The organism is Stenotrophomonas terrae, from assembly GCF_001431465.1.
In the GTDB taxonomy this organism is placed as follows: Bacteria; Pseudomonadota; Gammaproteobacteria; order Xanthomonadales; family Xanthomonadaceae; genus Stenotrophomonas; species Stenotrophomonas terrae.
Genome location: NZ_LDJJ01000061.1, coordinates 1 through 26,709, shown reverse-complemented (window position 1 = coordinate 26,709; position 26,709 = coordinate 1). Strand labels below are relative to the sequence as shown.

General features: G+C 64.2%; 27 protein-coding genes. 16 read left to right on the top strand and 11 right to left on the bottom strand.

What is annotated here, in order from left to right; genetic code table 11:
• From ABB27_RS16320 to ABB27_RS16300, 5 genes are all read left to right on the top strand, one after another.
• Positions 1 to 457 (top strand): energy transducer TonB (locus tag ABB27_RS16320; RefSeq protein ID WP_057629876.1); only part of this gene is annotated, 457 nt, incomplete at its 5' end.
• Between the two features lie 86 nt (positions 458 to 543).
• Positions 544 to 1,287 (top strand): TonB-system energizer ExbB, encoded by a 744-nt coding sequence (gene exbB, locus ABB27_RS16315; RefSeq protein WP_057629874.1) that lies wholly within the window; start codon positions 544 to 546, stop codon positions 1,285 to 1,287.
• 47 nt (positions 1,288 to 1,334) lie between these two features.
• Positions 1,335 to 1,763 (top strand): ExbD/TolR family protein, encoded by a 429-nt coding sequence (locus ABB27_RS16310; protein ID WP_057629873.1) that lies wholly within the window; start codon positions 1,335 to 1,337, stop codon positions 1,761 to 1,763.
• A 3-nt stretch (positions 1,764 to 1,766) separates the two neighbouring features.
• Positions 1,767 to 2,177 carry an ExbD/TolR family protein gene (locus tag ABB27_RS16305; RefSeq protein WP_057629870.1) on the top strand — a complete coding sequence of 137 codons (411 nt, stop codon included), beginning with the start codon at positions 1,767 to 1,769 and terminating at the stop codon, positions 2,175 to 2,177.
• 589 nt (positions 2,178 to 2,766) lie between these two features.
• Positions 2,767 to 3,120 carry a hypothetical protein gene (locus tag ABB27_RS16300; RefSeq protein ID WP_057629868.1) on the top strand — a complete coding sequence of 118 codons (354 nt, stop codon included), beginning with the start codon at positions 2,767 to 2,769 and terminating at the stop codon, positions 3,118 to 3,120.
• A gap of 57 nt (positions 3,121 to 3,177) precedes the next feature.
• Here the strand turns inward: ABB27_RS16300 and ABB27_RS16295 are convergent, their stop codons facing one another.
• Genes ABB27_RS16295 through ABB27_RS16280 form a run of 4 tightly spaced genes read right to left on the bottom strand, consistent with a single transcriptional unit; the run spans position 3,178 to position 7,158 of the window.
• Positions 3,178 to 4,716 carry a hypothetical protein gene (locus ABB27_RS16295; RefSeq protein ID WP_152984639.1) on the bottom strand — a complete coding sequence of 513 codons (1,539 nt, stop codon included), beginning with the start codon at positions 4,714 to 4,716 and terminating at the stop codon, positions 3,178 to 3,180.
• Positions 4,709 to 5,452 (bottom strand): SDR family NAD(P)-dependent oxidoreductase, encoded by a 744-nt coding sequence (locus tag ABB27_RS16290; protein ID WP_057629864.1) that lies wholly within the window; start codon positions 5,450 to 5,452, stop codon positions 4,709 to 4,711. Before ABB27_RS16290 ends, ABB27_RS16295 begins: the two co-directional genes overlap by 8 nt.
• Positions 5,453 to 6,748, bottom strand: a complete 1,296-nt coding sequence (locus ABB27_RS16285) for an FAD-binding oxidoreductase (protein ID WP_057629863.1) — start codon at positions 6,746 to 6,748, stop codon at positions 5,453 to 5,455.
• The gene (locus ABB27_RS16280) at positions 6,745 to 7,158 is read right to left on the bottom strand and encodes a GtrA family protein (RefSeq protein WP_057629861.1); all 414 of its coding nucleotides are present in this window, start codon (positions 7,156 to 7,158) and stop codon (positions 6,745 to 6,747) included. The genes ABB27_RS16285 and ABB27_RS16280 overlap by 4 nt, the downstream gene beginning before the upstream one ends.
• 25 nt (positions 7,159 to 7,183) lie before the next feature.
• On the opposite strand from ABB27_RS16280, the gene ABB27_RS16275 reads away from it, so the two are divergent.
• On the top strand, positions 7,184 to 8,068 hold the full coding sequence (locus tag ABB27_RS16275; protein ID WP_057629859.1) for a decaprenyl-phosphate phosphoribosyltransferase: 885 nt from the start codon (positions 7,184 to 7,186) through the stop codon (positions 8,066 to 8,068).
• Between the two features lie 2 nt (positions 8,069 to 8,070).
• Positions 8,071 to 8,484 carry a divergent PAP2 family protein gene (locus tag ABB27_RS16270; RefSeq protein WP_211263725.1) on the top strand — a complete coding sequence of 138 codons (414 nt, stop codon included), beginning with the start codon at positions 8,071 to 8,073 and terminating at the stop codon, positions 8,482 to 8,484.
• Positions 8,485 to 9,258: 774 nt separating this feature from the next.
• On the opposite strand, the gene ABB27_RS16265 is transcribed toward ABB27_RS16270, so the two are convergent.
• From ABB27_RS16265 to cls, 3 genes are read right to left on the bottom strand one after another with little or no spacing between them, the layout of a single operon-like run.
• Complete coding sequence (locus ABB27_RS16265) at positions 9,259 to 10,026, bottom strand: pyridoxine 5'-phosphate synthase (RefSeq protein WP_057629855.1); 768 nt, start codon at positions 10,024 to 10,026, stop codon at positions 9,259 to 9,261.
• A complete protein-coding gene (locus tag ABB27_RS20070; protein ID WP_152984638.1) occupies positions 10,023 to 10,445 on the bottom strand; it encodes a hypothetical protein in 423 nt (140 codons plus the stop codon). Before ABB27_RS20070 ends, ABB27_RS16265 begins: the two co-directional genes overlap by 4 nt.
• 60 nt (positions 10,446 to 10,505) lie before the next feature.
• A complete protein-coding gene (cls, locus tag ABB27_RS16255) occupies positions 10,506 to 11,966 on the bottom strand; it encodes a cardiolipin synthase (protein WP_057629852.1) in 1,461 nt (486 codons plus the stop codon).
• 255 nt (positions 11,967 to 12,221) lie between these two features.
• On the opposite strand from cls, the gene ABB27_RS16250 reads away from it, so the two are divergent.
• The 6 genes from ABB27_RS16250 to ABB27_RS16225 all read left to right on the top strand — a co-directional run bounded on the left by ABB27_RS16250 (position 12,222) and on the right by ABB27_RS16225 (position 17,906).
• A complete protein-coding gene (locus tag ABB27_RS16250) occupies positions 12,222 to 12,737 on the top strand; it encodes a MarR family winged helix-turn-helix transcriptional regulator (protein ID WP_057629850.1) in 516 nt (171 codons plus the stop codon).
• Entirely contained in the window at positions 12,734 to 14,914 is a 2,181-nt protein-coding gene (locus tag ABB27_RS16245; RefSeq protein WP_057629847.1) for an FUSC family protein, read from the top strand. Before ABB27_RS16250 ends, ABB27_RS16245 begins: the two co-directional genes overlap by 4 nt.
• A complete protein-coding gene (locus tag ABB27_RS16240; protein ID WP_057629846.1) occupies positions 14,904 to 15,116 on the top strand; it encodes a DUF1656 domain-containing protein in 213 nt (70 codons plus the stop codon). The genes ABB27_RS16245 and ABB27_RS16240 overlap by 11 nt, the downstream gene beginning before the upstream one ends.
• Before the next feature lie 10 nt (positions 15,117 to 15,126).
• Positions 15,127 to 16,125, top strand: a complete 999-nt coding sequence (locus ABB27_RS16235) for an HlyD family secretion protein (protein ID WP_057629844.1) — start codon at positions 15,127 to 15,129, stop codon at positions 16,123 to 16,125.
• Positions 16,126 to 16,189: 64 nt separating this feature from the next.
• Positions 16,190 to 17,281 carry a PA0069 family radical SAM protein gene (locus ABB27_RS16230; RefSeq protein WP_057629842.1) on the top strand — a complete coding sequence of 364 codons (1,092 nt, stop codon included), beginning with the start codon at positions 16,190 to 16,192 and terminating at the stop codon, positions 17,279 to 17,281.
• A gap of 301 nt (positions 17,282 to 17,582) precedes the next feature.
• Positions 17,583 to 17,906 carry a hypothetical protein gene (locus ABB27_RS16225; protein ID WP_211263724.1) on the top strand — a complete coding sequence of 108 codons (324 nt, stop codon included), beginning with the start codon at positions 17,583 to 17,585 and terminating at the stop codon, positions 17,904 to 17,906.
• 218 nt (positions 17,907 to 18,124) lie between these two features.
• Here ABB27_RS16225 and ABB27_RS16220 read toward each other — a convergent pair whose 3' ends face one another.
• The 3 genes from ABB27_RS16220 to ABB27_RS16210 form a co-directional block, all read right to left on the bottom strand.
• On the bottom strand, positions 18,125 to 18,829 hold the full coding sequence (locus ABB27_RS16220; RefSeq protein WP_057629839.1) for a 2OG-Fe(II) oxygenase: 705 nt from the start codon (positions 18,827 to 18,829) through the stop codon (positions 18,125 to 18,127).
• Positions 18,826 to 19,257: a nuclear transport factor 2 family protein gene (locus ABB27_RS16215; RefSeq protein ID WP_057629838.1), complete on the bottom strand. Its 432-nt coding sequence runs from the start codon at positions 19,255 to 19,257 to the stop codon at positions 18,826 to 18,828. The genes ABB27_RS16220 and ABB27_RS16215 overlap by 4 nt, the downstream gene beginning before the upstream one ends.
• Before the next feature lie 208 nt (positions 19,258 to 19,465).
• Complete coding sequence (locus tag ABB27_RS16210) at positions 19,466 to 20,473, bottom strand: class 1 fructose-bisphosphatase (protein WP_057629836.1); 1,008 nt, start codon at positions 20,471 to 20,473, stop codon at positions 19,466 to 19,468.
• 287 nt (positions 20,474 to 20,760) lie between these two features.
• On the opposite strand from ABB27_RS16210, the gene ABB27_RS16205 reads away from it, so the two are divergent.
• Positions 20,761 to 21,996: an MgtC/SapB family protein gene (locus tag ABB27_RS16205; protein ID WP_057629834.1), complete on the top strand. Its 1,236-nt coding sequence runs from the start codon at positions 20,761 to 20,763 to the stop codon at positions 21,994 to 21,996.
• 305 nt (positions 21,997 to 22,301) lie between these two features.
• Here ABB27_RS16205 and ABB27_RS16200 read toward each other — a convergent pair whose 3' ends face one another.
• Positions 22,302 to 23,504 carry an amino acid aminotransferase gene (locus tag ABB27_RS16200; RefSeq protein ID WP_057629832.1) on the bottom strand — a complete coding sequence of 401 codons (1,203 nt, stop codon included), beginning with the start codon at positions 23,502 to 23,504 and terminating at the stop codon, positions 22,302 to 22,304.
• Between the two features lie 175 nt (positions 23,505 to 23,679).
• Between ABB27_RS16200 and ABB27_RS16195 the strand changes: the two genes are divergently transcribed.
• The gene (locus ABB27_RS16195) at positions 23,680 to 25,800 is read left to right on the top strand and encodes a TonB-dependent receptor family protein (RefSeq protein WP_083491359.1); all 2,121 of its coding nucleotides are present in this window, start codon (positions 23,680 to 23,682) and stop codon (positions 25,798 to 25,800) included.
• Between the two features lie 267 nt (positions 25,801 to 26,067).
• The gene (locus ABB27_RS16190; RefSeq protein ID WP_057629878.1) at positions 26,068 to 26,391 is read left to right on the top strand and encodes a hypothetical protein; all 324 of its coding nucleotides are present in this window, start codon (positions 26,068 to 26,070) and stop codon (positions 26,389 to 26,391) included.
• Positions 26,392 to 26,709: the final 318 nt, after the last annotated feature.

Genomic DNA, 26,709 nt, shown 5'->3' with positions numbered 1-26,709 from the left:
GCCGCCGCCGCCGCCGCCGCAGGACACCCCGCCGCCGCCGGTCAAGAACCTGGCGCCGCCGAAGGCTTCGCCGTTGCCGCCGCCGCCGGAAGCACCGGTGATCGACGTGCCGGAACCGCGTCCGAACGACGTGGTGACGCCGCCGGCTCCGCCTGCACCGCCGTCGCCGCCGGTTGACATCCAGGCCAGCGTGGACATCTCGTCCAAGGCCATGAACCCGCCGCGTTACCCGCCGGCTGCATTCCGTGCCGGTATCCAGGGCGAGGTCATCCTGATCATTGATGTCGATGCCAGCGGCAACGTCACCAATGTGTCTGTCGAGAAGTCCAGCCGTAACCGTGACCTCGACCGAGCTGCAATGGAAGCGGCGCGCAAGTGGAAGTTCAACCCCGCCCAGAGCGGTGGGTCGAAGGCAGCTGGTCGCGTCCGCGTCCCGGTCAACTTTGCGCTGAGCTGATCCGTGTGGCGGCTTCGATCGCCGCCACCAGGTCAGGTCAACATTAGCTATACCCTTTAACACCACACACAACAAAGGTAAGCGTCATGCTGCAGGAAATTTTCATCGCCGCTGCTGCCGGGGGCAACGCAAACAACGCCCTTTCGCAGATGGGCTTCGAGCATCTGATCCACGAAATGACCACCAAGCCGGGCGACTTCGCCGTTTCCTGGGTTGTTCTGTTGACCCTGGTGATCATGTCGGCCATGTCTTGGTACTGGACCGTCATCAACATCTTCCGTACCGCTCGCCTGAAGTCGGCTGCTGATCGCGTGCCGTCGCAGTTCTGGGATGCCCCGAACGCACAGGACGCCATCCGCGCCATGGAAGAACAGCCGGCTTCGGAGCCGTTCTCCAAGATCGCACTGGACGCTGCCCAGGCTGCCGCTCACCACCAGCAGGCTGGTGCTTCGGAAACCCTGAGCCGTTCGGAGTTCGTTGACCGCGCCCTGCGTCAGGCCGTGACCCGCGAATCCAACAAGCTGCAGGGCGGCATGATCCTGCTGGCCACCGTCGGTGCTACCGCTCCGTTCGTGGGTCTGCTGGGTACCGTGTGGGGCATCTACGGCGCGCTGATCAAGATCGGTGCAACCGGTTCGGCCTCGATCGACGCCGTTGCCGGCCCGGTGGGTGAAGCACTGATCATGACCGCCATCGGTCTGTTCGTGGCTATCCCGGCCGTGTTCGCCTTCAACTTCTTCAGCAAGATCAACAGCGCGACTGTCAGCAAGTTCGACACCTTCGCTCACGATCTGCACGACTTCTTCGCCACCGGTTCGCGCGTTCGCTAATCCGGCAAGTCGAGTAAGTCTTCGCAACGATATAGACGGAGCCCGTTATGGCTTTCAGTAGTGGTAACAGCAGCGGCCCAATGGCCGACATCAACGTCACTCCCCTCGTGGACGTGATGCTGGTGCTGCTGATCATCTTCATCATCACGGCTCCCCTGATGTCCCATAAGGTCAAAGTGGAGTTGCCGGAAGCCAACCTGATCCAGAATCCGGATACTGCGCCTGATCGCAAGAATCCGATTACGGTGGCGGTCAAGGAAGACGGCAAGCTCTACTGGAACGACGAAGAGGTCTCCAAGGAGACCTTGGAGTCACGTTTCGCGACCGCTGCACAGCAGACGCCGCAGCCGCCGTTGAATCTGCGTGGTGACAAGACCACCAAGATGAAGGTGATCAACGAGGTCACCAAGATCGCGCAGGGTCAGGGCATGCTGGATGTCGGTTTCGTTGCCACCAAAGACAAGCAGGGGCAATAAGACATGGCATTCAGTAGTGGTGGAAACAGGGGCCCAATGGCCGACATCAACGTCACGCCCCTCGTGGACGTGATGCTGGTGCTGCTGATCATCTTCATCGTTACCGCGCCGATCATGACGTATCCGATCGCCGTGGATCTGCCGCAGCGGGTTATCAATCCGCCGCCGCAGCTGCGCGAGCCGCCGCCGCCGATCGACCTGCGGGTTGATTCAAGCAACCAGGTTTTCTGGAACAACAGTCCAGTGAACGTGCACGACTTGCAGCAGAAGATGGAAGAAGAAGTACAGAAGGATCCGACCAACCAGCCGGAACTTCGCATCGAAGCAAGCCCGGATTCCGAGTACGACGTCATGGCCAAGATCCTGGCCCAGGCGAAGAACGCTCAGATGAAGAAGATTGGCTTCGTGCAGTAAGTAATACTGCAATACCAAGTCATGACGCGACTGGAAAACGCCCTCCTTGTGGGGGCGTTTTTTTTGTTTTGCCCGTTGTGAAAACAGCACCGTAAGCCGGTCATTCGCCCGCTTTGGGTCGGGGCGCTGGCTGCGGATTTCGTGCGCTGCAGCCGCTCTGCCCAATGTGCTCGTTCCACCCATGACCGTCTTCGCAAATAGCATTGCTTGCTGCATGGATGGCTTCGGCAAGCCCGAGGTTCTGGCAGGTAACCGACTTTGGCCGTGACGATCTGTCTCAGGCATCAGCCTCTGCTGGTTCACTTCAGGCCCATGTTCCACATGGCCTGAAGGCTGATCGAACACCTGCGGCATGGCGAGATTCTTTGCCCGCAGCAGAGAGGTATGTTCGAACGGGATGATCCCAGTGTTCGACGAGCAGCGCGCGCACGGCGATCTCATCCAGAGTCTGGTGCATGCGCGGCGGGGAACAGGTGATTGACCACCTTCCTCGAGCAGTGCGGACCGACAACCAGATGCTGAAAAAGGACGACCCCGAACACGGCCCAGGCCGTTGCTGAGCGTGTCACCCGAGCTGGAATAGCGGGATATGAATGTCCAGGGCCAGTGCGCCTGCAGCCGCTCCAGCGATCACCGGCCAGGCCATGGCGATGACTTCGTCGCTGTCGAGCAGGAAGCGCGCGGCATCCTGCCGATTCCCGCCGTTGGGCTCAGTTGCCCGTCGTCATCGGTAACGCGCTTGCGCAAGGTTTTGGCCGAAGCCTGGTTGCAGGGTTGGGCAGACGTCTATCGGCGCAAGCAAGGCAACACGTGGGTGATCTCCTGCAATGGATGCAGAGAGTTGAAGCCGGCGCGCCCGCTGTCGATGCGCGCCTTGGCAGCGGCGCGGCTCATGGTGCCGCTGCAGGCACTGCTACCAGATCAATACTTCTATGCTGGATGACCCGCTCGCTCCGGCCCGCCCGCAACGATTGGCTGCGGGCGGCGGCGACGCCAAGCCTCATCGATAGCGGTTGATGCAAAGCCGGTAGTCGACAAAGCCGCATTTGCTCTTGGCGCGCTCGACGTCCTTCTGGCCACTCATGGACCATACGTCGATCACGCGGACCTTTGCATCATCCTTGAACCGGGCCAGCTGATCTTCGCCACTTTCTGCAAACGAGGCCGGGTAGAAATGGGACAGCCAGCTGTTGGAGGCGTCCTTGAGGTTGCCGATCTGCACCAAGCCACAAATGTCGAATATCCAAGCGTCGTGACCCGAGTAGAAGGAGACGATGCCAATCTCGCACATGCGGATCCGTACCGGTTCGTCCAGATAGCGCTGGATGATGTACTTGCCATCACCGATGGAACTTCTGCCTACCTCCTGGTAACCGAGGTACATCGGTGAGTTTTCGTTCCAGGCCCTGTCCACATTCCTGCCCAGGTTCGTCATCAACGTCAACGCCAGCGCGAGCAACGCCATGCCCGCCATCGCGAATGCCGCCCTGTCCAGGCGCTGCCTACGAAGCTCTACAGCCACCGCCACCATTACAACCAGCCAAGCCAGCAGGAAGTTCTGGCTGTACCAGGGGAAGTTCCCCGGCATGGAGAAAGCGATTGCCAGCAGCAGTCCAAGCGCGATCAGTACCGGGATGGCCGCGCGCCGCAACATGAGCGAAAACGCTGCCGGCAGTATCAGCAGCAACCAGCCGACCCACGCCTGCTTCGAGCCCAGGGTTTCGGCGATCTGCGCCGGAAGCACACCGATCAGGTTTTCCTGAGAGAACAATCTCAGCTTCCCGGTCACTTGCTTGGACCAGATGGTGCTGGGGATGGGCCAGACGCCCAGCGCAGCCATAACGATCCAGTAGATGGCCGCGCCAGCGGCCAAGCCCTGCAATATCCGCCCCAGTGCTCTGGGTTGGGAGTGATACACCAGCGCAGTTACCACCACCGCCACCGCCCCAAACTCGGGCCTGGAAAGGCCGACCAGCAGCACCGCCAGCCCTACCGCGAAATGGTTGCTAGATCTCTCGGCCAACAGCTTGGCCAGGCTCAGCAGCGAGAGGAACAGCACCCCGCCTTCCATCAGGAAGACTGCGTCCAGCGACATGCCAAGCAGGAACAGCACGACGCCCACCCACATGTAGGCCTTCAGACGGTTGCGCCAGAACGGCAGGAAGACCAGGAACGACACCAAGCCGCTGCTCAGGAACGCGAAGCGTGCCGCTTCGATGGTCCGCAGTGGTACCTGGGCCAACTCCAACGCGAGGAGGCCCGGCACCAGGGTCAATAGTCGCAACGGCGAACTCGACAAGAGCATTGACGAGCCGGTGATCGGGAAATAGCGCGCCGTTCCTGCTTCCACGATATTGGCGGCCATGTGCAGATAGATGAAGGCGTCGTCGAAATACGTCGTCTTCCTGCACAGGAAGAACCATGATGCCAACGCCATCGAGATCGCCAGCATGCCGAGCGCAACGGCCAGTGCCCATCCGGACTGGCCCCTCGGTTGGCGCATCATCGCCGCGTCCCCATCGTTGCCCATATCAGACATCCATCCTGTTGAAAACAAAGGCCGGCAGATGCCTGACGACCTGCATGATGAGGCGCCATTTCGCAGGCGTGTAGATCACGCTCTGCCCCTTCGCGATGCCATCCACGATCTGCCGGGCCACTGTTTCGACTGGCGCCAGCTTCGGTGCCTTGTCGCCGAGGTTGGCGGTCATCGGCGTCGCGGTCGGGCCTGGTTTGACCAGAACGACCTTCACCGGAGTGATCGCCAAACGGTGCTGCAGCCCCTGCGCGTAGCGTGTGACCAGCCCTTTGGCGGCCCCGTACACGTAGTTGGAGCGGCGTCCCCGGTCGCCGGCCACCGAACCGATGAGCGCCAGCGTGCCATGGTTGGCCTCGGCCATTTTGCCGGCGAAGGCTTCAGCGAACAGCACCGGCGAAATCGCGTTGACTCCCAGCGCCTCGTGGCAAGCCTGCAGATCGCGTTGGCACTCGGCCTGATCGGGCAGCGAGCCGTGTGCGATCAGTGCGATATCCACCGCGCCCATCCGGGTGATGTCTGCCACCGTGTCAGCGATGGCTGCTGGGTCGAAGAACCGGGCTTCGACTGCCCGGATGCTGGACTGTGGACTACGCGCGCGCAGGTCTGCGGCCACCCGCTCCAAGCGTGATGCGTCGCGCCCGACCAAGGTGAGGTCGATGGCCGCATCCTGTACCCACAGCCGGGCGCAATGCGTGGCGATCGAAGAGGTCGCTCCGATGATGACGATTCGTTTCATTCAACTTCCCAGCAGGCGGCGCGAAAGACCCGAGCTGATACCTGGGTCGCGATAAGGTAGGAATTCCGGCAGCCGCGGATACCCGGCTTCGAACAACTCGCGTGGCATGCGCGCGTCCTTGGCCGGATACAGGCGCCCCCTTGCCTCGCGCACGATGGCGTCCAAGCGTGCGAACAACCTGTGCGTCCGCTCGCCGAGGTTCGGGAAGTCCAGTGCCAAGGTCACCCCGGGCCGCGGGAAGCTTAACATCCCGATCGGCTGCCGATCCCCGAACGTTTTCAGTACTGCCAGGAACGAACCATCGCCGGATATTTCCCGCAACATGGCCTGCACGGCATCGCGGCCAACCTCCCGCGGTACCACGCTCTGGTACTGGAAGAATCCCTTCGGTCCGTACATCCGGTTCCAATCGCGCAGGTTGTCCAAGGGATAGAAGAACGACTCGTAGTGCGCCAAGGCCCTTCCCGCCCGCCACTTGCCAAGGCGGTAATACGCCGCGTTGAAAGGACGAAGTGAAAGCGAGTTGACCAGTGATATCGGCGGGACGAACGGCATGCTGCGCTCGCGCAGCGCCGGTAACGGTCGAGATTCCACGGAAACCGGATTGCCGCGCATGAAGAGGCCGCGCGTGCGAGGTCCCGACATGCAGTCGACCCAGGACACGGTGTGTTCCCAATCCACTTCGGCATCATCTGCCAGACGGAAGAACTCGCCCAGGCCTGTATAGGCAACGGTTTCCGTTGCCAGCCAGGGCCCGGGTACGCGGCGCAGCTGCAGTTCGGCCTGGGTGATCACACCCGTCAGTCCCAAGCCACCTACCGTCGCCGCAAACCAGTCCGGGCGCGCTTCTGGTCCACATTGGATGACCTCGCCATCGGTGCGCAGCAGGGTGAGGCTGCGGACGTGGTCACCGAAGGAGCCGGCCACATGATGGTTCTTGCCGTGCACGTCGTTGGCGATGGCCCCACCCACGGTAACCAGCTGGGTGCCAGGAGTGACCGGCAGCATCCATCCACGGGCAATCGCAAGCCGTTGGATGTCGCGCAGCAATACCCCCGCTTCGCAGACCAGCCGCCCGCTCACGTCGTCGAAAGCCACCAGATGGTCCAGCCCGGTGGTTACCCACAACGTGCCCGTTGGGTTGAGGCATGCATCGCCATAGCTGCGGCCCATGCCATGGGCAAGTCCAGGCAGCGGCCCGTTGCGCAGCACATGTGCCACCTGCGACGGATCGGTCAGTTGCACCACACGGTGGGCCGGAGCGGCCAGGCGCCCCCATGCGGACACCGGTTTCATGCAGGGTCCAAGCGGAAGACGTAGTGCTTGTCCAAGTGGTACTTGGCCAGATAGCCGATCGTCAGACCGAGTACACCGCCCAGGTAACGCATCGCGCTGGTCTGGAAAACATGCTGGAAGCCGAATTCGAAAGCCCAGAATACCAAGGTGGTGACGCCGCCCATCGCCGTGTACAGCAGGAAGGTCCGCATGTCGTGGATTGCGTTGCGCGGGTGGAACTGAAAGATGTAGCGTTTGTCCAGGACGTACTTCACCACCAGGCCGACGCCAGTGCCGACGATGATCGAAGCCATGATGTCAAAACTGCCGCTGTAACACTGGATCACGAGATGCTGTGCGCCAATGTTTGCCGCCATTGCGATTAATGCGAAAATGGCATAGTTAATCGTCAGCTTGGTTGAGGCGAACATTCCGTAATATTACCGGGGGCACTTGATGGATGGTAGCGCAACGGCCTACGGGCCTCTAGCGCAGGCAGTTGGCTTGATCAAGCTGATGCGGCCGAAGCAATGGATCAAGAATGCTTTCGTTCTTGCGCCGTTGGCATTCTCAGGCTCGTTCCGGAACCTCGATGCCGTCACCCATGCGTTTGAGGCCATGGTGTTGTTTTGCATCGCATCGTCGGCGACCTACATCGTCAACGACATGCATGACATCGACCATGATCGTCGTCACCCGACGAAGTCACGGACTCGACCGCTCGCATCAGGCCTGATCTCGGTGCGCAGCGCCACGCTCCTGCTGCTCTGCCTCTACGCCCTGCTCATCTGTGGTTGGTTCATTGCGCCGAAGGTGGTGCTGGTGATCGCGGCGTACGTCGCTTTGAATCTGGCTTACACCTTCGTGCTCAAACACCAGCCGGTGGTGGATATCTTCACCATCGCAATCGGCTTCGTGCTGCGGGTCTATGCTGGTGCCATGGCGCTGGACGTCCCCGTGTCGTCCTGGATGTTCATCACCACGCTATGTTTGGCACTGTATCTGGCCGCGGTAAAGCGACGCCAGGAGCTTAGCCAGAACGGCAGCGAAAGTCGTGGCGTGCTGAAGAAATACTCTGTCGCCTTGATCGATCGCTATGCGGAAATGTCTGCGACCGGGGCGCTGCTGTTCTACAGCATGTTCGTGATGTCGTCCCGGCCAGAACTGGTCATTACCGTCCCACTGGTGCTGTTTGGTTTGTTTCGCTACTGGTTCGTGGTCGAGGCCCTGGATGGTGGGGAATCACCCACTGACGCGCTGTTGGCCGATTGGCCGCTGTTGCTCACCGTTGTGCTGTGGGTCGGGCTGTGTGGTTGGGTGCTTTGGCCGGCCGGAGGATGACCATGGATTACGCCTACGCAATCACTCCGTTCCTGGCCTGGCTGGTAGCCGGGGTTCTGAAATTCGCCATCAACAGCGTCAAGGCGCGCCGGCCTGCCTTTGGGCTGATCGGCTACGGCGGGCTGCCCAGCAACCACAGCGCCATTGTCAGTAGCATGGCCGCGCTGATCGCCTTCAGGGAGGGCATTGGGCACGCGGCCTTCGGCGTTGCCGTGACCCTGGCCTTCATCGTCATGCTGGACGCGAGCAGCCTGCGTCGGCAGGTGGGTAGGCAGGCTGCCACGATCAATCGGCTGACCGAAGCAACCCCGGAACCGGCCCGGCTTCGCGAACGCATGGGCCACAGCCTTTTGGAAATCATTGCCGGCATCGCGGTGGGCATCATCGTCGCGGCTTTGGTGAACGGCGGGATTTGAATACGAGCGATCAGTCGTAGGACAGGCCCCACACATGCGTGGTCTATGCCAGCGGAGGCGGAGCAGGCCTGCGGGTGCGAGGAACCGGCGCAATGCAGGGCCTGGCGATTGCCAGCGAAATCGAGCCAGGCTCTCAACTCGATCCAGGCTGAGGAAAATTCGCTCGGCGCCAATCCATGCAGGCACTTATCCACAAGGTGCTGTGGATAGCTGGGGCTTGTCTTGGGCGCCAGGAAAATCCTGCTACAGCCTGTGGATCATGGTGGCGCGAGCCACGTGGAACCCTTTCCATACCGCATCGGTTGTCGTGCCGATCCCTCCTGCATGGATGAGGAGTCATGGGCGGTGACAAGTATTCGGATCACCGACATGCGGTGTGCCATCCATGCGCGGCATGACTGTGGATAACCCGAGCCGTAGATTGCAGGCTCAGGCAGCAGCTGCGGGCTCCAGGCGAATCGCAGCAACGGTTCGGGGTTGTGGATAAGGCTGTTTCGCGCATATCGTCGAGCCTGTTCACACAAGCGGCAGCCGCAGCTCGAACAGGCTCTTTTCGCCTTATCCACAATGCTGAGCAGTTCAGCCAACGCCCTACGAAACTCTGTGGAAACGTATGTGGATAACTGTGTGGATGCAATTTCATCCCCACCCCGCCAGCGCAGCCAGCGGTGCGTGGGTATTGCTGCCGTGAACTGGCGGCCGCCAATGGCTTGCCGGAGTGAACGCAGCGCTGCTTGCGGGCTTTCGCTGCCTGTAAAGCAAACCTGAGCCGGCTTATCTGCTCAGGTTTTCGGCCTCGGCAATGGCTGCCAGATAGCCTGCCACGCTGGCTTCCAGCCCGGTATACAAGGCTTCGCTGATCAAGGCATGGCCAATGGAGACTTCCAATACGTTGGGGACGTGGGTGAGGAACGCGCTCAGGTTGGCCTGCGACAGGTCGTGGCCGGCGTTGACGCCCAGGCCTGCTGCCTGCGCGCGGCGCGCCGCGTCGGCAAACACGGCCAGCGATTCCCAGGGATCGCCGGCAGCATGCGCTTCGGCATAAGGGCCTGTGTATAACTCCACGCGATCGGCGCCGAGCACGGCGGCCTGGGCGATATCCGGATTGCCCGCATCCACGAACAGGCTGACCCGGCAGCCATAGGACTTGAGCGTGGCGATCAGCGGCCGCAGGCGTGCGCCATCGCGGTCGAAATCAAAGCCGTGATCGGAGGTCAGCTGGCCATCGCTGTCGGGCACCAGCGTGGCCTGTGCAGGACGGGTCTGCTCGCACAGTTCGAGCAGGCCGGGATAGCCCTCGCGCGGCGGCGCGAACGGATTGCCCTCGATATTGAACTCGACGCCATGTTGCCGGGTGAGCGCGGACAGCATCAGCACGTCGGCGGCGCGGATATGCCGCTGGTCCGGGCGCGGGTGCACGGTGATGCCGTGCGCGCCGGCGCGCAGACAGGTCATCGCCGCGCGCACCACATCCGGATCATTGCCGCCACGCGAGTTGCGCAGCACGGCAATCTTGTTGACGTTGACGCTGAGCACGGTCATGGCTGCGGCAGCTCGCGGTCGTTGGCCGGGGCCGACGGGCTTGCAGCTGCCTGCGCGACCGACGCTGCGGGCGTTGCAGTGCTGGCTTCGGCGTTGGGGCGCAGCTGCGCGCGCAGGGCCTGCAGTTCGGCGGCATGCAGCGGCCGCGGCACGGTGTTCATGCCACCAAAGCGGGCCACATACAGGCCTTTGGCCCACAGCAGCAGGAACACCAACGCCGCAAGCAGGGCCAGGACCAGCAGCCAGCTGTGGGTGGTGGAGAAGGCGAGCAGGAACGCTCCCAGCGCAAGCAATAGAAACAGCCAGTACATGACGATCTCCCCATCAGAGGTGTGCAGTGTAACGGCGCTGGCAGTGACGATTCCACGCAGGCAATGCGCATCGCCGCGCTGTACCAGTGAATCGGCAGAGCGGGTCAAGCCGCGGGTCATCGCTGCCGCCCGGGAAGGCGAACGCCGCCCGCGGCTGCCGGCCTTCGCCTACAACAGCGGCGAGGCCAGCCGAGCGAAGGCTTCTGGCAGGCGCTTGCGCCACAGCGAGCGGTCGCGGATGGGCTGCACCTCCTCGGCGCTGTCGAACTCGGCCTGCAGGATGGCCTCCAGTTCGCCGGTGAGCTTGCGGTCGGTATACATCATCGACAGCTCGAAATTGAGGCGGAAGCTGCGGTGGTCGAAGTTGGCGGTGCCGACGATGCAGGTGTCGTCGTCGGCGATGAAGGCCTTGCTGTGCAACATACGTGGGCCGTATTCGAAGATGCGCACGCCCGCTTCCAGCAGCTCGTCGAAGTAAGAGCGCGCGGCCAGGGTGACGAAGATCGAATCGCTGCGCTTGGGCACCAGCAGGCGTGTGTCCAGGCCACCGAGCGCGGCCGAGGTCAGTGCCATGCGCGCGGCCTCGCCCGGCACGAAGTACGGCGTCACCAGCCAGACCCGGCGCTTGGCCTCCTGGATGGCGGCCACATGCAGGCGGTGGATCGGTTCCCAGGCGGAATCCGGGCCGGATACCAGCACCTGCGCATCGATGCCGCCCTGCGCGCGGCTGGGCACATCGGCCGGGAACAGGTCGGCGCGCTCGAATGCCTCCGGGCGCTGCTCGGTGGCATAGATCCAATCCTCCAGGAACACCAGCTGCAGGCTGAGCACAACCTGGCCGCGAATGCGCATATGCAGGTCGCGATAGGCATTGGGATTGCGGCTGTCGTCTTCCTCGTCGGTGACGTTGATGCCGCCGGTAAAGGCCACCTCGCCATCGACCACCACCAGCTTGCGGTGGGTACGCATGTTCAACCACGGCCGCTTCAGCGGCTTGAGCAGCTGGCGTGGATGGAACCAGGCAAACTCCGCGCCGGCATCAAGCAGCGGCTGCAGGAAGTGCTTGCGTATCTTCGACGAGCCCACGGCATCGAGCAGCAGGCGCACCTTGATGCCAGCGCGCGCGCGTTCCACCAGGGCATCACGCATGGCGGTGCCGGCGTGGTCCGGCTCGAAGATGTAGTACTCCAGATTGACGTGGCGGCGGGCCTTGCCGATCGCGTCGATGATCGCGGCGTAGGTGGCCGCGCCATCCTGCAGCCAGTCAACGTCGGTGGCGGTGCTCGGTGACAGGCCGGTGGTGGCCTGCCCTACCCGCGACAGCTCGGTGCAGCTGGCATCGGGCGGACAAACCGCGTCATAGGTGCTCATGCCCTCGCGGGAGCGGCCACGGCGCAGGCGCTGGCGCACGATTTTCTGTGGACCGATCAGGTAGAACACGAACAGCCCGATATACGGCAGCGCGGCCAGCGACAGGATCCAGCTCAGCGTCGCCACCGGCTCGCGCTTCTGCAGCACGATGTAGCAGGCCAGTACGAGCAGATAGGTGAGGTAGGCGGCGGCCAGGATCTGGGCGACGTGGGGAATGCTGGACAGACTTGTCCACAGATCTTGGAGGGCTTCGCGCATGCGCCGATTCTAGCCATGGCCGATGACGGCAGGGGGCCCTGTTGCTCCTGCGGGCTTGTGATCTTGTGGTCTTGTGGGAGCGGCGTCAGCCGCGAAGCAACAGATGGATCAGGCGTAGAAGATCTGGACAGCCATGACATCGGGCATGCACAGCGCGCGGAAGGAATGCCAGCTTCGCGGTTTACACCGCTCCCACAAAAGCACTTGCGCTCTTTGTGCATTGCATCAATTACTACATAAGTGTAATATACCGGGATGGACAAACCCCTTCCCGCCGCCGGCGGCTACGCCAGCATCGACCAGAAGCTGGCGATCAGCAGCGCTCGCCACCCCGGCTTTCCGCGTGACCAGGCCATGCTCGCCCGGCTGATCAAGCTGGTGCACAAGCTGTTCTGCGACCACGGCAACCAACTGATGCGCGATTACGGTATCTCCCACCCGGAGTACAACGTGCTGATGATGCTGGATGGCTCCGAGCACGGCCTGAGCCCGTCGGAGATCAGTGAGGCGGCCAGCGAGAAGTCGTCCAATGTGACCCGCCTGATCGACCAGCTGCTGGCCAAGGGCCTGGTCAGCCGCGAACCCAGCGCCGAGGACCGGCGCAAGCTGGTAGTGCGCTTGAGCCCGGCAGGTGAACAACTGATCGAGCAGGTGATGCCGGCGGTGATCCAGCAGCTGCAGCGCTTCTTCAGTGGCGTCGAGCCGGAAGAACTGCGCCATACCGAAACCGTGTTGACCCGCATCCTGATGGGTTTGGAACAACAACCATGAGCGTCCGACCGGCTGAGTACGCGCCGGGCGCGCAGACGTCCCCTGACACGAAGTCCCGCAACACCTTGCTGCATACCTTCGCCCAGGCCATGAGCGGCGAACGCGCGGTCTGGGCCTACATCGGCAAAGTGCTGGTGGCCCTGTACCTGTCCGGCTGGCTGGCGATGCGGCTGGGCATGAGCTCGCCCGGCACGGCGATGATCACCGTGCTGGTGGTGATGAACCGCAATACCGGCATGGTGCTGGCCAAGGCGTTCTATCGCGGCGTAGGCACCGTGGTGGGCTGCGCGATGGCGGTGCTGCTCGTGTCGCTGTTCCCGCAGAGCCCGGTGATGCTGGTCACCGTGATGGCGCTGTGGGCCGGCTTCTGTGCCGGCGGCTCGGTGTGGAGCCGTGGCATGGCCTCGTATGGCTTCGTGCTGTCCGGCTATACGGTGGCGATGATCGTGTTCCCGGTGATCGAGCAGCCGCAGAACATCCTCAACAGCGCGCTGGAGCGCACCGGTGAGGTGCTGCTGGGCATGGCGGTGACCAGCGTGGTGTTCGACGTGCTGTGGCCCAACCGCCTGCGCGCCGGCCTGCGTGCGGCCGACGACGGCAACCTCAACGATTTCCTGGGCTTTGTCGCCGACGCCATCGGCGGCCGGTTGCAGGGCTTCGAGGTGATCGAGCGTACCCAAAGCCGGGTGGTGCAGGGCGCGATCCAGTTCGAGGATCTGCGCGCCATGGCCTGGTTCGACGACCCGATCCTGCGCAGCAGCAACGGCCAGCTGAAGCTGATCAACCAGCACTTCATGGCCGCCACCTCGCGTTTCCAGGCCCTGCACCACCATATCGAGCGGCTGCGCCGCAGCAAGGATGAGGCCCTGGTCAACGCAATCCGCGCCAGCCTCAAGCCCTTGCTGCCGCTGCTGGACGACAGCGCGCTGCGTGATGATGTCCCTGCCCTGGCCAAAGCATTGCAGCACTGGTGCGGGCAACTGGATGGGCTGTTCGCCCGCGAACGCCGCGCCTTGCCGGTGCAGCTGCAGACCGGCTTTGATGCCAGTGCGCTGCTGGTGCGCCGCTTCGCCGAAGAACTGCAGGCCTATCTAAGCGCCAAGGCGCGGATGGAAACCGGCAATGGGCGCTTGCGCGCGCGCGCGCCGCGTCTGAGCAAGGTGCGCTTCACCCGCGCCAACGACTGGTACGCGATCGCGCTGGCGGCGGTGCGCTGCTTCGTGGTGATGCTGGCCCTGTCGCTGCTGTGGCTGAGCAGCAGCTGGAACCAGGGCGGCCTGGCGGTATTCGGCATGGCCGCGCTGGTGGCGATGTCCTCGGCGGCACCGGACCCGCTATGGGTGGTGCGTCGCGCCACCATCGGCCACGTGGTGGCACCGTTCTTCGCCCTGCCCGGCTTCGTCGCCATGGCCTTGGCACCGGATTTCCCGATGCTGGTGCTGCTGACCCTGCCATCGATGCTCGCCTCGCTGTATATCTCCACCCGGCCGCGTTTTGCGGTGATCGGCATGGCGATGAATGTCGGCATCCTGGTCTCGTGGAACATGGGCCCGCATTTCCATCCCAGCGCGCAGAGCTTCCTGGACAACTCGCTGACCATGGCGGTCGGTGCCTTCGTGGCGATGGGCGTGTTCATGCTGGTGCCGGGTCTGCCCGGCAGCAAGCAACGCCAGCGGCGCCTGCTGGAGCGCCTGCGCGCACAGGTGCAGCTGGCGGTGACCGCCCCCCTGCCCGGCCTGTTGCCGAAGTTCGAGAGCGTCAACCGCGAACTGTTCCAGCAGGTGGCCAGCCGCACCACGCCGGGCAGCCGGCCGTCACGGCAGTTGTTCGAATGGGCCTTGCTGGTCCACGAAACCGGGCATTGCGCGATCGACCTGCGCCATGACCTGGCCGAGCAGGCACTGCCAGCGCCGCTGCATGCGCAGATCGAGCAGGCGCTTGCTCTGCTCGGCCAGCTCTACCGCACGCCGCGCGCACGCACCCTGCGGGAGGCCAAGGCCAGCGTGCACGCCGCACTGGGCGAACTGGCCGGCCCGCAACCGCAGGCGCTGCGCGCGGTGCGCGATCACCTTTACCTGCTACGCATGAGCCTGGATGACAGCGCCTCGGTACTGGCCGCCTATGTACAACGTTCCCGTCGCCAGCAACGCCTGAAGGAGGCCCGTCATGCCGTTTGAAGTTTCCATGGGCGGTATCTATTTCCCCGGCGCACTGGTGCTGGTGGTGCTGCTGCTGCCGCTGTTCGGCGTGCTCGATTACGGCCTGGGCCGGGTTGGCCTGTACCGCCGCGCGCTGCACCCCTCGCTGGTGCGGGTGGCCTTGTTCGCCGCCATCTACTGCATGGCGCTGTTGTTGTTCCTGCCCCACTTTTCTGATTGAGGATGTCCCGATGAAAACCGCCAGCCTGATACGAGGCGGTGTCACCAGCGTGGTGGTGCTGCTTGCCGCAGTGCTTGCCTACGTGGTGTGGCACCAATACATGCTTACGCCATGGACGCGCGATGCGCGCCTGCGTGCCGAGGTGGTGCGCCTTGCTCCGGATGTGTCCGGCCTGGTCACCGAGGTGGCCGTGCACGACAACCAATTGGTGGAGAAGGGCGATTTGCTGTTCGTCATCGACCGTGACCGCTATGCGCTGGCCGTCGCCAAGGCCGAAGCCGATCTGCAGGCCGCCGAAGCCGCCGCACGTGCGGCAGGCGCCTCGATCTCCGCCGCCAGTGCCGGTGCCAACGCCAGCCAGGCCGAATACCGGATGCGCCAGGAACAGGCACAGCGCCGCGCCCAGCTCGACGGCATCGTCTCGCGCGAATCACAGGCCGATGCCCGTGCGGTGGCGCAGGCCGCACAGGCCAGCTGGAAGCAGGCGCAGGCCAGCGCACATGCGGCCAGCGCCGGCAGCCAGCAGGCACTGGCCGCCTTGCAGCAGGCGCGGGTGACGCTGCAGCAGGCACAACTGGAACTGGCCCGTACCGAAGTTCGCGCCAGCGCCGACGGCACCATCACCAACCTCGACGTGCGCGTGGGCGATTACGCCGCCGCCGGACAGGCGCGGATGGCGCTGGTCGCCAGCGAAGGCATGTGGGTCTATGGCTACTTCGAGGAAACCAAGCTGCCCAGGATCCATCGCGGCGACACGGTGGATATCCGCCTGATGGCCGGTGGCCTGCACCTGCAGGGCAAGGTTGAAGGTATCGCCACCGGCGTGGCCGATGCAGCCGGTCCTACCGGCAGCAACCTGCTGGCCGAGGTCGAACCCACCTTCAACTGGGTGCGGCTGGCCCAGCGGGTGCCGGTGCGGGTAAGCATCGACCCGGCCTCGGTACCGGCCGATGCCGTGCTCAGCGCCGGCATGAGCGCCACCCTGGTGATCAAGCCCAAGGCCGGCTGAAGCGCGCGCTGGATGAATGCGGCTTGTCGCAGATCCTGCGACCAGGCCGCGTTAGCGTAGGCATATGCCTACCCCGATCAAGGGCCGCGGTGCCAGCACCTACCTGCCCGGCCGTTTCGAAACCCAGACCAGCGAAGCTGTCGATGACGGCTGGGCGGTCGATGAGAGCGAGGAATTCGCCGAGGCCAGGCTGCGCACCGACGTGCGCCCGGAAACCGCGCGCAGCATCATCAGCCGCAACAACTCGCCGGACGTGGGCTTCAGCCAATCGATCAATCCTTACCGCGGCTGCGAGCATGGTTGCTCGTATTGTTTCGCGCGGCCGACGCATGCCTATCTGAACCTGTCGCCGGGGCTGGATTTCGAAACCAAGATCTTCGCCAAGACCAATGCAGCGGAGGTACTGCGCCGTGAGCTGTCCAAGCCCGGCTACGTGCCGCAGCCGATCGCGCTGGGCATCAACACCGACGCCTACCAGCCGATCGAACGCAAGCTGGGCATCACCCGCCAGCTGATCGAAGTGATGCAGGAGACCAAGCATCCGTTTTCGCTGATCACCAAGAACGCCTTGGTCGAAAGGGACATGGACCTGCTGGCGCCGCTGGCCGAGCAGCAGCTGGTCAGTGTGCATTTCTCGGTGACCTCACTGGACCCGCATCTGTCGGCAAAACTTGAACCGCGTGCCTCGGCGCCGCATGCACGGCTGCGTGCAATGCGCAGGTTGAGCGATGCCGGCATTCCGGTCGGCGTAATGGTGGCGCCGGTGATTCCGTGGATCAACGACGCAGAACTGGAATCGGTGCTGGAAGCCTCACGCGAGGCCGGCGCCAGCAGCGCCGGTTACGTGCTGCTGCGCCTGCCATATGAAGTCGCCCCGCTGTTCCGCGACTGGTTGGATGCACATTACCCGCAGCGCGCGGAGCACGTGATGAGCACCATCAACCAGCTGCGCGGCGGCAAGGATTACGACAGCCAGTTCGGCAAGCGCATGCGCGGCGAAGGTGTGTACGCCGACCTGCTGGCCAACCGCTTCAAGCTGGCCAGCAAGCGGCTCGGCTTCAACGCCTCGCGGCAGCAATGGCCGTGGCTGGACTGCAGCAAGTTCATCGCCCCGCTGCCACCGAAGAAGCCATCGCTGCAGGGTGAGTTGTTCTAGACCCCGCTTGCAGTGCCGAGCCATGCTCGGAAGCACGTGAAGTCAGTTGTAGGAGCGGCGTAAGCCGCGAAGCTGATATCAATGAAGCAGCAGAATTCACCGCAGCAGATGGATGGGGAGCTTCGCGGCTTACGCCGCTCCTACAAGGCATTGCTGGTAAGGCTTCAGCCGAGCATGGCTCGGCTCTACAACAGCGGGTGCGCTACGCTGTTGGCTGGATTTCGAGGGCAGTCAAACCATGCGCAGGCAATACCATTTCCGTCAAAGCGACATAGGCCTGCTGGCCTGGGATGTGCATCGCTTGGTCGCGCTCAGCCGCGAACTGCCGGTCTCACATGTTCCGCTGTCCTCAATCGCCGAACTGGACGAAGCCTATTGGTGGGATGCCGGCTCGCCGCCACCCACATGCAGGCAGGTGATCGAGCACATGCAGCTGGTGGAAGCGGCAGACCTGCAGTATCCGATCATTCTCTGTCCGCAAGGACGGGTGATGGATGGCATGCATCGCGTGGCAAAAGCGTTGCTGCAGGGGAAGCAGGAAATCGCAGCAGTACGTTTGTTCGAGCTGCCTTCGCCGGATCATGTTGGTGTTGATCCGGATGATCTCTGCTACGACGATGTTTGAGATGTATTGATCACCGTAGTGCCGAGCGATGCTCGGCAGCTTTGTAGAAACGGCGTAAGCCGCGAAGCCGGCAGCAATGAAACTGCAGGCATCACTGCCTCGGATGGATTGCCAGCTTCGCGGCTTACGCCGCTCCTACATGGGTTTGCGGGTAAAGCTTCAGCGGAGCATGGCTCCGCTCTACATGTGAAGCGGGCAGCCCCCATGAGCGATAGGGATCAGCCACCATCGCCGTACAAACGCTGCGCCGACTGGAACAATATCCAACTCGTCGCAATGAACTTGTCCCCACCCTGCGGACGGTTGCCGCGATGGGTGTGGGTGAATGCCGTGGGGGCGATCAACAGGCTGCCGGTGCGCGGCGTCACTTTGCGCTGCTGGAACAGGAATTCGGTTTCACCGTCGTCGAATCCGTCATTGAGATACAGCGTCCATAGCAGATGGCGGTGCAGGGTTTCCCCGCCCGGGTCGCGCGGGAACAGTTCGCAGTGCCAATACGGATAGCCGCCCTCGCCCGCGGTATACCACTGCAGGTTGATCGCCCCCGGGCGCAGGCAGGTGCGTGCCAGTTCGGCCAGCGCGGCATCGTCCATGCGCGGGAAATCATCGGCGCTCAATCGCTGTGCCTGGCCGCCGGTGCCCGGCACCTGCAGCATCAATGGTGAAATAAGAACCTGTGGATAACGCCGCAGGTAATGCAGCATGCCGTTGAACACGGCCTGCTGCAGGCGCTGCTCGACATCGCGCCAAGCCTCGTTGCCGCTGATGCGCAGGTCATGGCTGCGCTTGAGTTCGGGGAATACGCCGCTGCCGACCTGGCCGGGCGTGAGCTGCGTGCTGTGGCGCAGGCGCTCGACGATGGCCGCGCAGTCGGCAGCGGACAGCGCGTTGTCATAGACCTCGATGAAGTCGGGCACGCTCATGGTGCGGTCTCCGCCAAGCGTGAGGAATGCGAGGCCAGCATCTGCCATTGACCATCACGCAGCAGCCAGACGCGGGTGAAGCGGAACCGCCCCTGCCAGGGTTTGCCATCGCTGACGGCCGCTTGCACGCTGGTGCCGGTGATCACCGCGGTATCGCCATGCAGGCGGACCTGCACGTCTTCGTTGTCGATGCGGGTGTTGCGGCGCTGGCGCGTGGCCAGTTCCTGCAGGTAGTCGGCCTTGTGCTGCACACGGCCATCGGAATGGGTCAGCAGCCAGTCGTCGGCCAGCAAGGGCGCCAGTGCCTTGGCATCGCCATGCAGGCGCAGCTGGTTCCAGGCCGCGTCGGCCTGTTCCAGCGCCGCCGGTGTTTGTGCCCAGGCCCAAGCGGGGACCAGCAACAGCAACAGCATGATGAATCCGCGCATCGACGGTATCTCCGGAGAGCTGCCGTCGATGGTGGCGCGAACCGCCCCGCATGTGTAGTGCCGAGCCATGCTCGGCAAGGGCCTTACCCAGCAATGCCAGCTTGGTTTACCGGGAAAGCCCCTGCCGAGCATGGCTCGGCACTACGCACAGCCGTAGCCCGGGTAAGCGCAGCGCACCCGGGGTTTTGCGCGAAACAGGGGCGGTTGCTCAGGCGTCGTGGTCGCGGTGGTAGCGGGTGGCTTCGGCCACTTCGTTCTTCGAGCCGAGGAACACCGGTACGCGCTGGTGCAGCTGGGTCGGGGCGATGTCGAGGATGCGCTCGCGGCCGTCGGTGGCGGCGCCGCCGGCCTGCTCCACCAGCAACGCCATCGGGTTGGCCTCGTACATCAGGCGCAGCTTGCCGGCCTTGGACGGGTCCTTCTTGTCCCACGGGTAGATGAAGATGCCGCCGCGGGTCAGGATGCGGTGCACGTCGGCCACCATCGAGGCGATCCAGCGCATGTTGAAGTCCTTGGCACGCACGCCATCCTTGCCGGCCAGCAGATCGGCCACATAGCCCTGCATCGGCGCTTCCCAGTGGCGCTGGTTGGACATGTTGATGGCGAACTCCTTGGTGTCCGCCGGCACCTGCATGCCGCGCTGGGTCAGCACGAACTCGCCGGTTTCGCGGTCCAGGGTGAAGGCATGGGTGCCATGGCCCACGGTCAGGATCAGCATGGTGCTGGGCCCGTAGATGCAGTAACCGGCCGCCACCTGCTGGGTGCCCGGCTGCAGGAAGTGCTCGTCGCCGGGCTTATCCACACCCTTGGGCGAGCGCAGCACCGAGAAGATGGTGCCGACCGAGACGTTCACGTCGATGTTGGAGCTGCCATCCAGCGGATCGAACAGCAGCAGGAAGTCGCCCAGCGGGTATTCGGACGGCACCGGCTGGCAGTGGTCCATTTCTTCCGAGGCGCAGGCGGCCAGGTGGCCACCCCAGGCGTTGGCTTCGAGCAGGATCTCGTTGGAGATCACGTCCAGCTTCTTCTGCGCCTCGCCCTGCACGTTGCCGGTGCCGGCATCACCCAGCACGCCGCCCAAGGCGCCCTTGCTGACGGCGATCGAGATGCTGGTGCAGGCGCGGGCAACCACCGCCACCAACTGGCGCAGGTCGGCGTTGATGCGCTTGGCATGCTGTTCTTCGATCAGGAAGCGGGTCAGCGACGTACGGGACATGGACGGCAACTACCTTCAGACAAAAGGAGGGCTATTGTCGCGGCTCGGCCTTTTTTTTACGAGCGATGGCCAGACTTTGTCTTTCTGTGGACAAATATGGACAGCGTCCATCGCCCGGGTTGTTGTGCCAACGGGGTGACAGGGAGAAACCCCGCCATGGCGGGCGTGGCAGGGTTATCCACAGATATTTGGGGATAACTTCCCAAGGGAATGAGATGTGGATAAGTCCGTGGGTATTGGCTTTATCCACAGGCTTCGTACCATTCAGGGCCTTGCTGGAGAACACGATGGATTGGAATCAGGCCATACACGGTTTGTTGACTGCCTTGGGCATCGGCCTGCTGATCGGTGCGGTGCGCGAACGCCAGCACGGTGGCCGCACCAGCCTGCAGGCCGGCGTGCGCACGCATGCGCTGGCCGCCCTGCTGGGCGCGGCCGGGTTGATGCTGGGCCAGGCCGTGTTCGTGGTGGCACTGCTGGCCGTAGCGGCGCTGGCCTGGACCAGCTATCGCGTCACCTCGCGTGAAGATCCCGGCCTGACCGGTGAGATCGCCCTGTTGATAACCGTGCTGCTGGGCGGCCTGGGCATGCAGCAGCAGGCCCTGGCTGCGGCGCTGGGTGTGGTGGTGGCCATCCTGCTGTGGGCCAAGGCGCCCTTGGCGCGGCTGAGCCGGGAAGTCATCAGCGACCAGGAAGTGCGCGATGCCTTGCTGCTGGCGGCCTGCGCACTGGTGGTGCTGCCGATGCTCCCCGACCGTGCGGTGGACCCCTGGGGCGTGCTGGTGCCGTCCAAGCTGTGGCAGATCGTGGTGCTGGTGATGGGCGTGGGCATGCTCGGGCATATCGCCCTGCGGGCAGTGGGCGCGCGCTGGGGCTTGCCGGTGGCTGGGTTCTTTTCGGGATTTGCCTCATCCACGGCAGCGGTGGCGGGCTTTGGCCGGGGCAGCCGTGCGGCGCCGGGGTTGGTGATGCCGTCGGTAGCCGCGGCCTTGTTGGCCAATCTTGCCTCGTTGCTGCTGTTTGCGGCGGTTATCGGTACCAGTTCGCCGACGTTGTTGAAGGCGGCGGCGTGGCCGCTGGCGGCAGCGGCGCTGGTGCTGCTGCTGTGTTCGGCGTTGGGGCTGCGCCATGTAGCCGATGAAGCGGTGCCGCAGGGGCCAGCGGCGAAGGCCTTCCAGCTCAAGCATGCCTTGTTGATCGCGCTGGTGATTGCGGTGGTGCTGCTGTTGTCCGAGGGGCTGCGGCAGCTGTTCGGGCAGGCCGGCGCCTTGGCCGGGGCGACGATTGCCGCCCTGGGTGAACTGCATGCGGCGGCCGCCAGCATTGCCGGGCTGACTGCCTCCGGTGGCCTGGAGCTGGCGCAGGCGCGCTGGGGCGTGGTGGCCTTGCTGGCCTCGGCGTCACTGGCCAAGTCGGTGCTGGCGTTTGCCAGTGGTGGCGGCCGTTATGGCGCCGGTGTGGCCTTTGGGCTGGGGGCGATGGTGGCCGCTGCGGTGGTGGTTACCTGGGTGGTGCCTGGGTAGCTGTTGGATGTCCACAGGGGCTTGTGGATAAGGCTGGGGGTGGGAGCGGCAAGAGCCGGAGCAACGGCACCCCTCCCCAGCCCTCCCCTGCGCTTTGCGCAAGGGAGGGGGCTAAGCTGCAGTTCGCGAAATGGTGAGGGCTGCAGCTATTGCCCCCTCCCTTTGCCGTAGGCAAGGGGAGGGCTGGGGAGGGGTGCTTTAAAGCTCTAAAGCCTTTGCTCCACAGCCTTATCCACAACCCTAAAACCACAAAAAAGCCCGGGTTTCCCCGGGCTTTTCCTCAACACATCAGCAGCAACGATCAATCAGCCGCGGCTGACTTCGTAAACCGCCTTGGCCACGTAGTCCAGGTTGTTCTGGCTGAGTGCGGCCACGCAGATGCGGCCGGTGCCGACGGCGTAGATGCCGTAGTCGTCACGCAGCGTGTCTACCTGTGCCTTGCTCAGGCCGGAGTAGGAGAACATGCCGGCCTGCTGCTGGATGAAGCCGAACTCCGGTGCGCCCAGGGCGGCCAGCTTCTGCACCATGCCGGCACGCAGGGCGTGGATGCGCTCGCGCATTTCGGTCAGCTCGGCTTCCCACACGCCACGCAGCTCGCCGCTGCCCAGCACGCCGGCCACCAGGGCGGCACCATGGGTGGAGGGGCTGGAGTAGATGGTGCGGATGATGCGCTTGACCTGCGACTGCACAGCCTTGGTCGAGGTTGCATCCGGGCCCACCACCGACAACGCACCCACGCGCTCGCCGTACAGCGAGAACGACTTGGAGTACGAGTTGGCGACGATGAAGCTGTCGATTCCGGCCTCGGCGACGATGCGTACGGCCTGGCCGTCCTGCTCGATGCCCTTGTCGAAGCCCTGGTAGGCCATGTCGATGAAGGGGAACAGCTGGCGGTCCTTCAGCAGCGCGGCAACCTGCTTCCACTGCTCGGTGCTCAGGTCGGCGCCGGTCGGGTTGTGGCAGCAGGCGTGCAGCAGCACCACGGTGCCCGGCTGCAGCTTCTGCAGGTCGGCCAGCATGCCGGCGAAATCCAGGCCGTGCGCGGCGTTGTCGTAATAGGTGTAGTCGACCACGTCAAAACCGGCGGCGCCGAACACGGCGCGGTGGTTTTCCCAGCTCGGGTTGCTGATGGCGATGGTGGCGCGCGGCAGCAGACGCTTGAGCAGGTCGGCACCGACGCGCAGCGCACCGCTGCCGCCGACGGTCTGCGAGGTAGCGACGCGGCCAGCGGCCAACAGATCCGAGCCCTCACCGAATACCAGCTTCTGGGTGGCCTGGGTGTAGGCCGGTAGGCCGTCGATGGGCAGGTAACCGCGCGGTTTGGCCTCGGCGGCAAGCGTCTGCTCGATCTGCTTGACGGCGCGCAGCAGCGGAATGCGGCCGCTCTCGTCGTAGTAGATGCCCACGCCAAGATTGACCTTGGTGGTGCGGCTGTCAGCGTTGTAAGCCTCGGTCAGACCCAGAATCGGGTCACCAGGAACCTGTTCCACGTTTGCAAAGAAGGACACGGCGATACTCGTATCAGTGGCGGGGAGTGGGGGTGGTTCGGCGCGGGATGCAGCAACGGCGCGCTCAGAACCGCATCATCCTAACAGGGCTGGGGCCTGCTGGCCCTAGGGTTTCAACTGGAACTTCAGCGCAGGGACGATGTCGCTGTCACCTCGGATCGGGGATGATGGCCGGATGCGGACATGTAATCGGTTTTTTGTGTTTTGTGGGCTGTTGCTGGGGCTGCCGGCGCAGGCCGGGGAGTTGCCCACCACCACCCTGGACCGGGTCCAGGTACAGGCGGCCAAGGTCCACGCGGTGGATGATTTCGACCTGCCGGCGTCCAGCACCACGCTGGGTGTGGATGCCGACGGCAATGGGCGCGGCGCGCAGCTGTCCGAAGTGCTGGGCGCGGTGCCCGGCCTGCTGGCGCGTGACCGGCAGAATTATGCACAGGACACCCAGCTGTCGCTGCGTGGCTTTGGCGCGCGTTCCACCTTCGGCGTGCGCGGCGTGCGGCTGCTGGTGGACGGGGTGCCGGCGACCATGCCTGATGGCCAGGGCCAGCTCTCGCACTTCAACGTGTTTGGCGCGGAGCGGGTGGAAGTGCTGCGCGGGCCGTTCTCGGCGCTGTACGGCAACTCCTCCGGTGGCGTGCTGCAGTTGTGGAGCGCGGACGGCGAGCAGGGCGATCCGTGGCGGCTGCGCAGCAGCTATGGCAGCAACAACAGCTCCAGCACCGGCGTACAGCTCAAGGGCCTGACCGGCGCAATGCACTACAACGTGGCGGCCAACCACTTCCGTACCGATGGCTGGCGCGCGCACAGCGCCGCGCGGCGGGAATCGGTGAATGCGCGGTTGGGCTTCGAGCTGGCGCCCGGCCAGCGGCTGGAGCTGCTGTTCAACGGCTTTGATGCGCCACATGCACAGGATCCGCTAGGCCTGAGCCGTGAACAGGTACGCACCAACCCGCGCCAGGCCACGGCGGTCGCCACGCAGTACAACACCCGCAAATCGGTGCGGCAGAACCAGGCGGGCGCGGTCTACAGCGCCGAGCGTGGCGCGCAGACCTGGCGGCTGATGGGCTATGCCGGCCAGCGTGCGGTGGAACAGTTCCTGGCGATTCCGCCGGGACCGCAGAACAGTCCGCTGCATTCGGGCGGGGTGATCGACCTGGACAGCGATTACGGCGGCCTGGACGCGCGCTGGGCCCTGCACGGGCAACTGGCTGGCAAACCTCTGGAACTGGTGATCGGCGCAAATGCCGACCGCCAACAACAACACCGCACTGGTTACGAGAACTTCGTCGGCAGCACCTTGGGCATCAAGGGCCGGCTGCGCCGCGATCAGCAGGACCGGGTGCAGAACATCGATCAGTTCGCGCAGGCCTGGTGGCAGTTCAGCCCACGCTGGTCGGCGCTGCTGGGTGCGCGCCACAGCCAGGTGCAATTCCGCTCGCGCGATCACTACATCACCGCCGGCAATCCCGATGACAGCGGCAGCCGCGATTACTCGGCAACCACACCGGTGGCGGGCCTGGTGTTCCGTGCCAGCGACGACCTGCGCTTCTATGCCTCGGCCGGTCGCGGCTTTGAAACACCAACCTTCAACGAACTGGGCTACCGCGCCGACGGTGCTGCCGGCCTTGCCCTGGATCTGGCCGCTGGACGCACGCGCAATTACGAGATCGGCAGCAAATGGCGGGCGCAAAGCGGTGCGCGGCTGGAGCTGGCGCTGTTCCGTGCCGACAGCGACGACGAACTGGCGGTGGCGACCAATAGTGGCGGCCGCAGCAGCTACCGCAACATCGGTGCCACCCGTCGCCAGGGCGCGGAGCTGAGCTGGCAGCAGCCGATCGGCGCCGATCAGCAATTGCAGCTGGCCTATACCTGGCTGCAGGCCGAGGTGCGCCAGGCCTACCTGACCTGCACTGGCCTGCCCTCGCCCTGCAACCAGCCTGCGAACGAGGTGGCGGCCGGAACGCGTTTGCCGGGGGTGCCGCGGCAGCAATTGTTCGCGCGCTGGCAGTGGCAGCCGGGGGCCTGGCAATGGGCGGCGGAGGTGGTCGCCGCCAGCGATATCGGGGTCAACGACCTGGGCACTGCCAATGCGCCGGGTTACGGCCTGGTCAACCTGGAAATGGCGCGGCAATGGACCACGCTGCGGGGACCGCTGCGTGCGTTTGCCCGTGTGGACAACCTGCTGGACCAGCGCTACATCGGCTCGGTGATCGTCAATGACGGCAACCAGCGCTATTACGAGCCGGGGCCGGATCGCAGTTTCACCGTCGGCCTGCAGTGGCAATGGGCGCGGTGATCAGCCTCACCGCAAGCTGAGCGCGCGCGATCAGCTCCCTCCCTTTCGCTTAGCGAAGGGGGAGGGTTGGGGAGGGGGCTTTTGCTCCTGCCCTTGCTTTTGCCGTTGCGCCACCCACCCAACAACCCCCTAAACACCCCGCTCACTCCCAACTAACGGCCACGGGCGTATCTGTGACCGCCCAACAGGGAGGGTTGTGCCATGTACCGCCCCGATCGAGTGGAGCATCCGCTAGCGCCGACGTTGTTTGGTGCTGATCCCAAGCTGATGCGGCGTGGCCGGCTCAGGCGCAGCCAACATGCGGCCGACGAAGTGGCGCAGGATTTCGTGCAGTACAGCCTGGCTGACTATGCGCGGCGACGGCGAGGTGCACGCGGCTGGCTTGACCTGCAACCGGCCTATGCCTTCGCCTTGGCCACGCATGCGGCGGACTGGCCGCGTGGCAACGGTGATACCGACAGCGAGCTTGCCGAGCACTGGGAGCAGGCACGCGGCGGCTCACGGCTGCGCTGGGAACAGGTGCGTGACCTGGTCGAAGACGCATGGCTGGCGCTGGATCGCATGCCGGTAGCAGCGGTGCATGTGCGCTAGCACGGCTTTTGTGGGAGCGGCGTAAGCCGCGAAGCTGGCAATACTTGGCATCCAGCTGACATGCGACCTGAAGGTGCATGAGCTTGGCGGCTTGGCCGCACCCTCTCCTGCCTTCGGCACGCTGCTTGTGTAGGAGCGGCGTAAGCCGCGAAGCTGGGAATGTTTGCTTGCCGATGGCTATGCAACCTGGGGGTGCTTGAGCGCTTGCGGCTTCGCCGCTCCCCTCTCCTGCCTTCGGCATCCTCTCCCGCAAGGGGAGAGGAGAAAATCAACAGCCAAAGCCAAAGCCAAAGCCAAAGCCAAAGCAAAAGCCAAAGC

Bases quoted from the DNA above. Each gene is read 5' to 3' on its own strand.
- exbB (WP_057629874.1), top strand. From the start codon at position 544: ATGCTGCAGGAAATTTTCATCGCCGCTGCTGCCGGGGGCAACGCAAAC.
- ABB27_RS16310 (WP_057629873.1), top strand. From the start codon at position 1,335: ATGGCTTTCAGTAGTGGTAACAGCAGCGGCCCAATGGCCGACATCAAC.
- ABB27_RS16305 (WP_057629870.1), top strand. From the start codon at position 1,767: ATGGCATTCAGTAGTGGTGGAAACAGGGGCCCAATGGCCGACATCAAC.
- ABB27_RS16300 (WP_057629868.1), top strand. From the start codon at position 2,767: ATGAATGTCCAGGGCCAGTGCGCCTGCAGCCGCTCCAGCGATCACCGG.
- ABB27_RS16295 (WP_152984639.1), bottom strand. From the start codon at position 4,716: ATGTCTGATATGGGCAACGATGGGGACGCGGCGATGATGCGCCAACCG.
- ABB27_RS16290 (WP_057629864.1), bottom strand. From the start codon at position 5,452: ATGAAACGAATCGTCATCATCGGAGCGACCTCTTCGATCGCCACGCAT.
- ABB27_RS16285 (WP_057629863.1), bottom strand. From the start codon at position 6,748: ATGAAACCGGTGTCCGCATGGGGGCGCCTGGCCGCTCCGGCCCACCGT.
- ABB27_RS16280 (WP_057629861.1), bottom strand. From the start codon at position 7,158: ATGTTCGCCTCAACCAAGCTGACGATTAACTATGCCATTTTCGCATTA.
- ABB27_RS16275 (WP_057629859.1), top strand. From the start codon at position 7,184: ATGGATGGTAGCGCAACGGCCTACGGGCCTCTAGCGCAGGCAGTTGGC.
- ABB27_RS16270 (WP_211263725.1), top strand. From the start codon at position 8,071: ATGGATTACGCCTACGCAATCACTCCGTTCCTGGCCTGGCTGGTAGCC.
- ABB27_RS16265 (WP_057629855.1), bottom strand. From the start codon at position 10,026: ATGACCGTGCTCAGCGTCAACGTCAACAAGATTGCCGTGCTGCGCAAC.
- cls (WP_057629852.1), bottom strand. From the start codon at position 11,966: ATGCGCGAAGCCCTCCAAGATCTGTGGACAAGTCTGTCCAGCATTCCC.
- ABB27_RS16250 (WP_057629850.1), top strand. From the start codon at position 12,222: ATGGACAAACCCCTTCCCGCCGCCGGCGGCTACGCCAGCATCGACCAG.
- ABB27_RS16245 (WP_057629847.1), top strand. From the start codon at position 12,734: ATGAGCGTCCGACCGGCTGAGTACGCGCCGGGCGCGCAGACGTCCCCT.
- ABB27_RS16240 (WP_057629846.1), top strand. From the start codon at position 14,904: ATGCCGTTTGAAGTTTCCATGGGCGGTATCTATTTCCCCGGCGCACTG.
- ABB27_RS16235 (WP_057629844.1), top strand. From the start codon at position 15,127: ATGAAAACCGCCAGCCTGATACGAGGCGGTGTCACCAGCGTGGTGGTG.
- ABB27_RS16230 (WP_057629842.1), top strand. From the start codon at position 16,190: ATGCCTACCCCGATCAAGGGCCGCGGTGCCAGCACCTACCTGCCCGGC.
- ABB27_RS16220 (WP_057629839.1), bottom strand. From the start codon at position 18,829: ATGAGCGTGCCCGACTTCATCGAGGTCTATGACAACGCGCTGTCCGCT.
- ABB27_RS16215 (WP_057629838.1), bottom strand. From the start codon at position 19,257: ATGCGCGGATTCATCATGCTGTTGCTGTTGCTGGTCCCCGCTTGGGCC.
- ABB27_RS16210 (WP_057629836.1), bottom strand. From the start codon at position 20,473: ATGTCCCGTACGTCGCTGACCCGCTTCCTGATCGAAGAACAGCATGCC.
- ABB27_RS16205 (WP_057629834.1), top strand. From the start codon at position 20,761: ATGGATTGGAATCAGGCCATACACGGTTTGTTGACTGCCTTGGGCATC.
- ABB27_RS16195 (WP_083491359.1), top strand. From the start codon at position 23,680: ATGCGGACATGTAATCGGTTTTTTGTGTTTTGTGGGCTGTTGCTGGGG.
- ABB27_RS16190 (WP_057629878.1), top strand. From the start codon at position 26,068: ATGCGGCGTGGCCGGCTCAGGCGCAGCCAACATGCGGCCGACGAAGTG.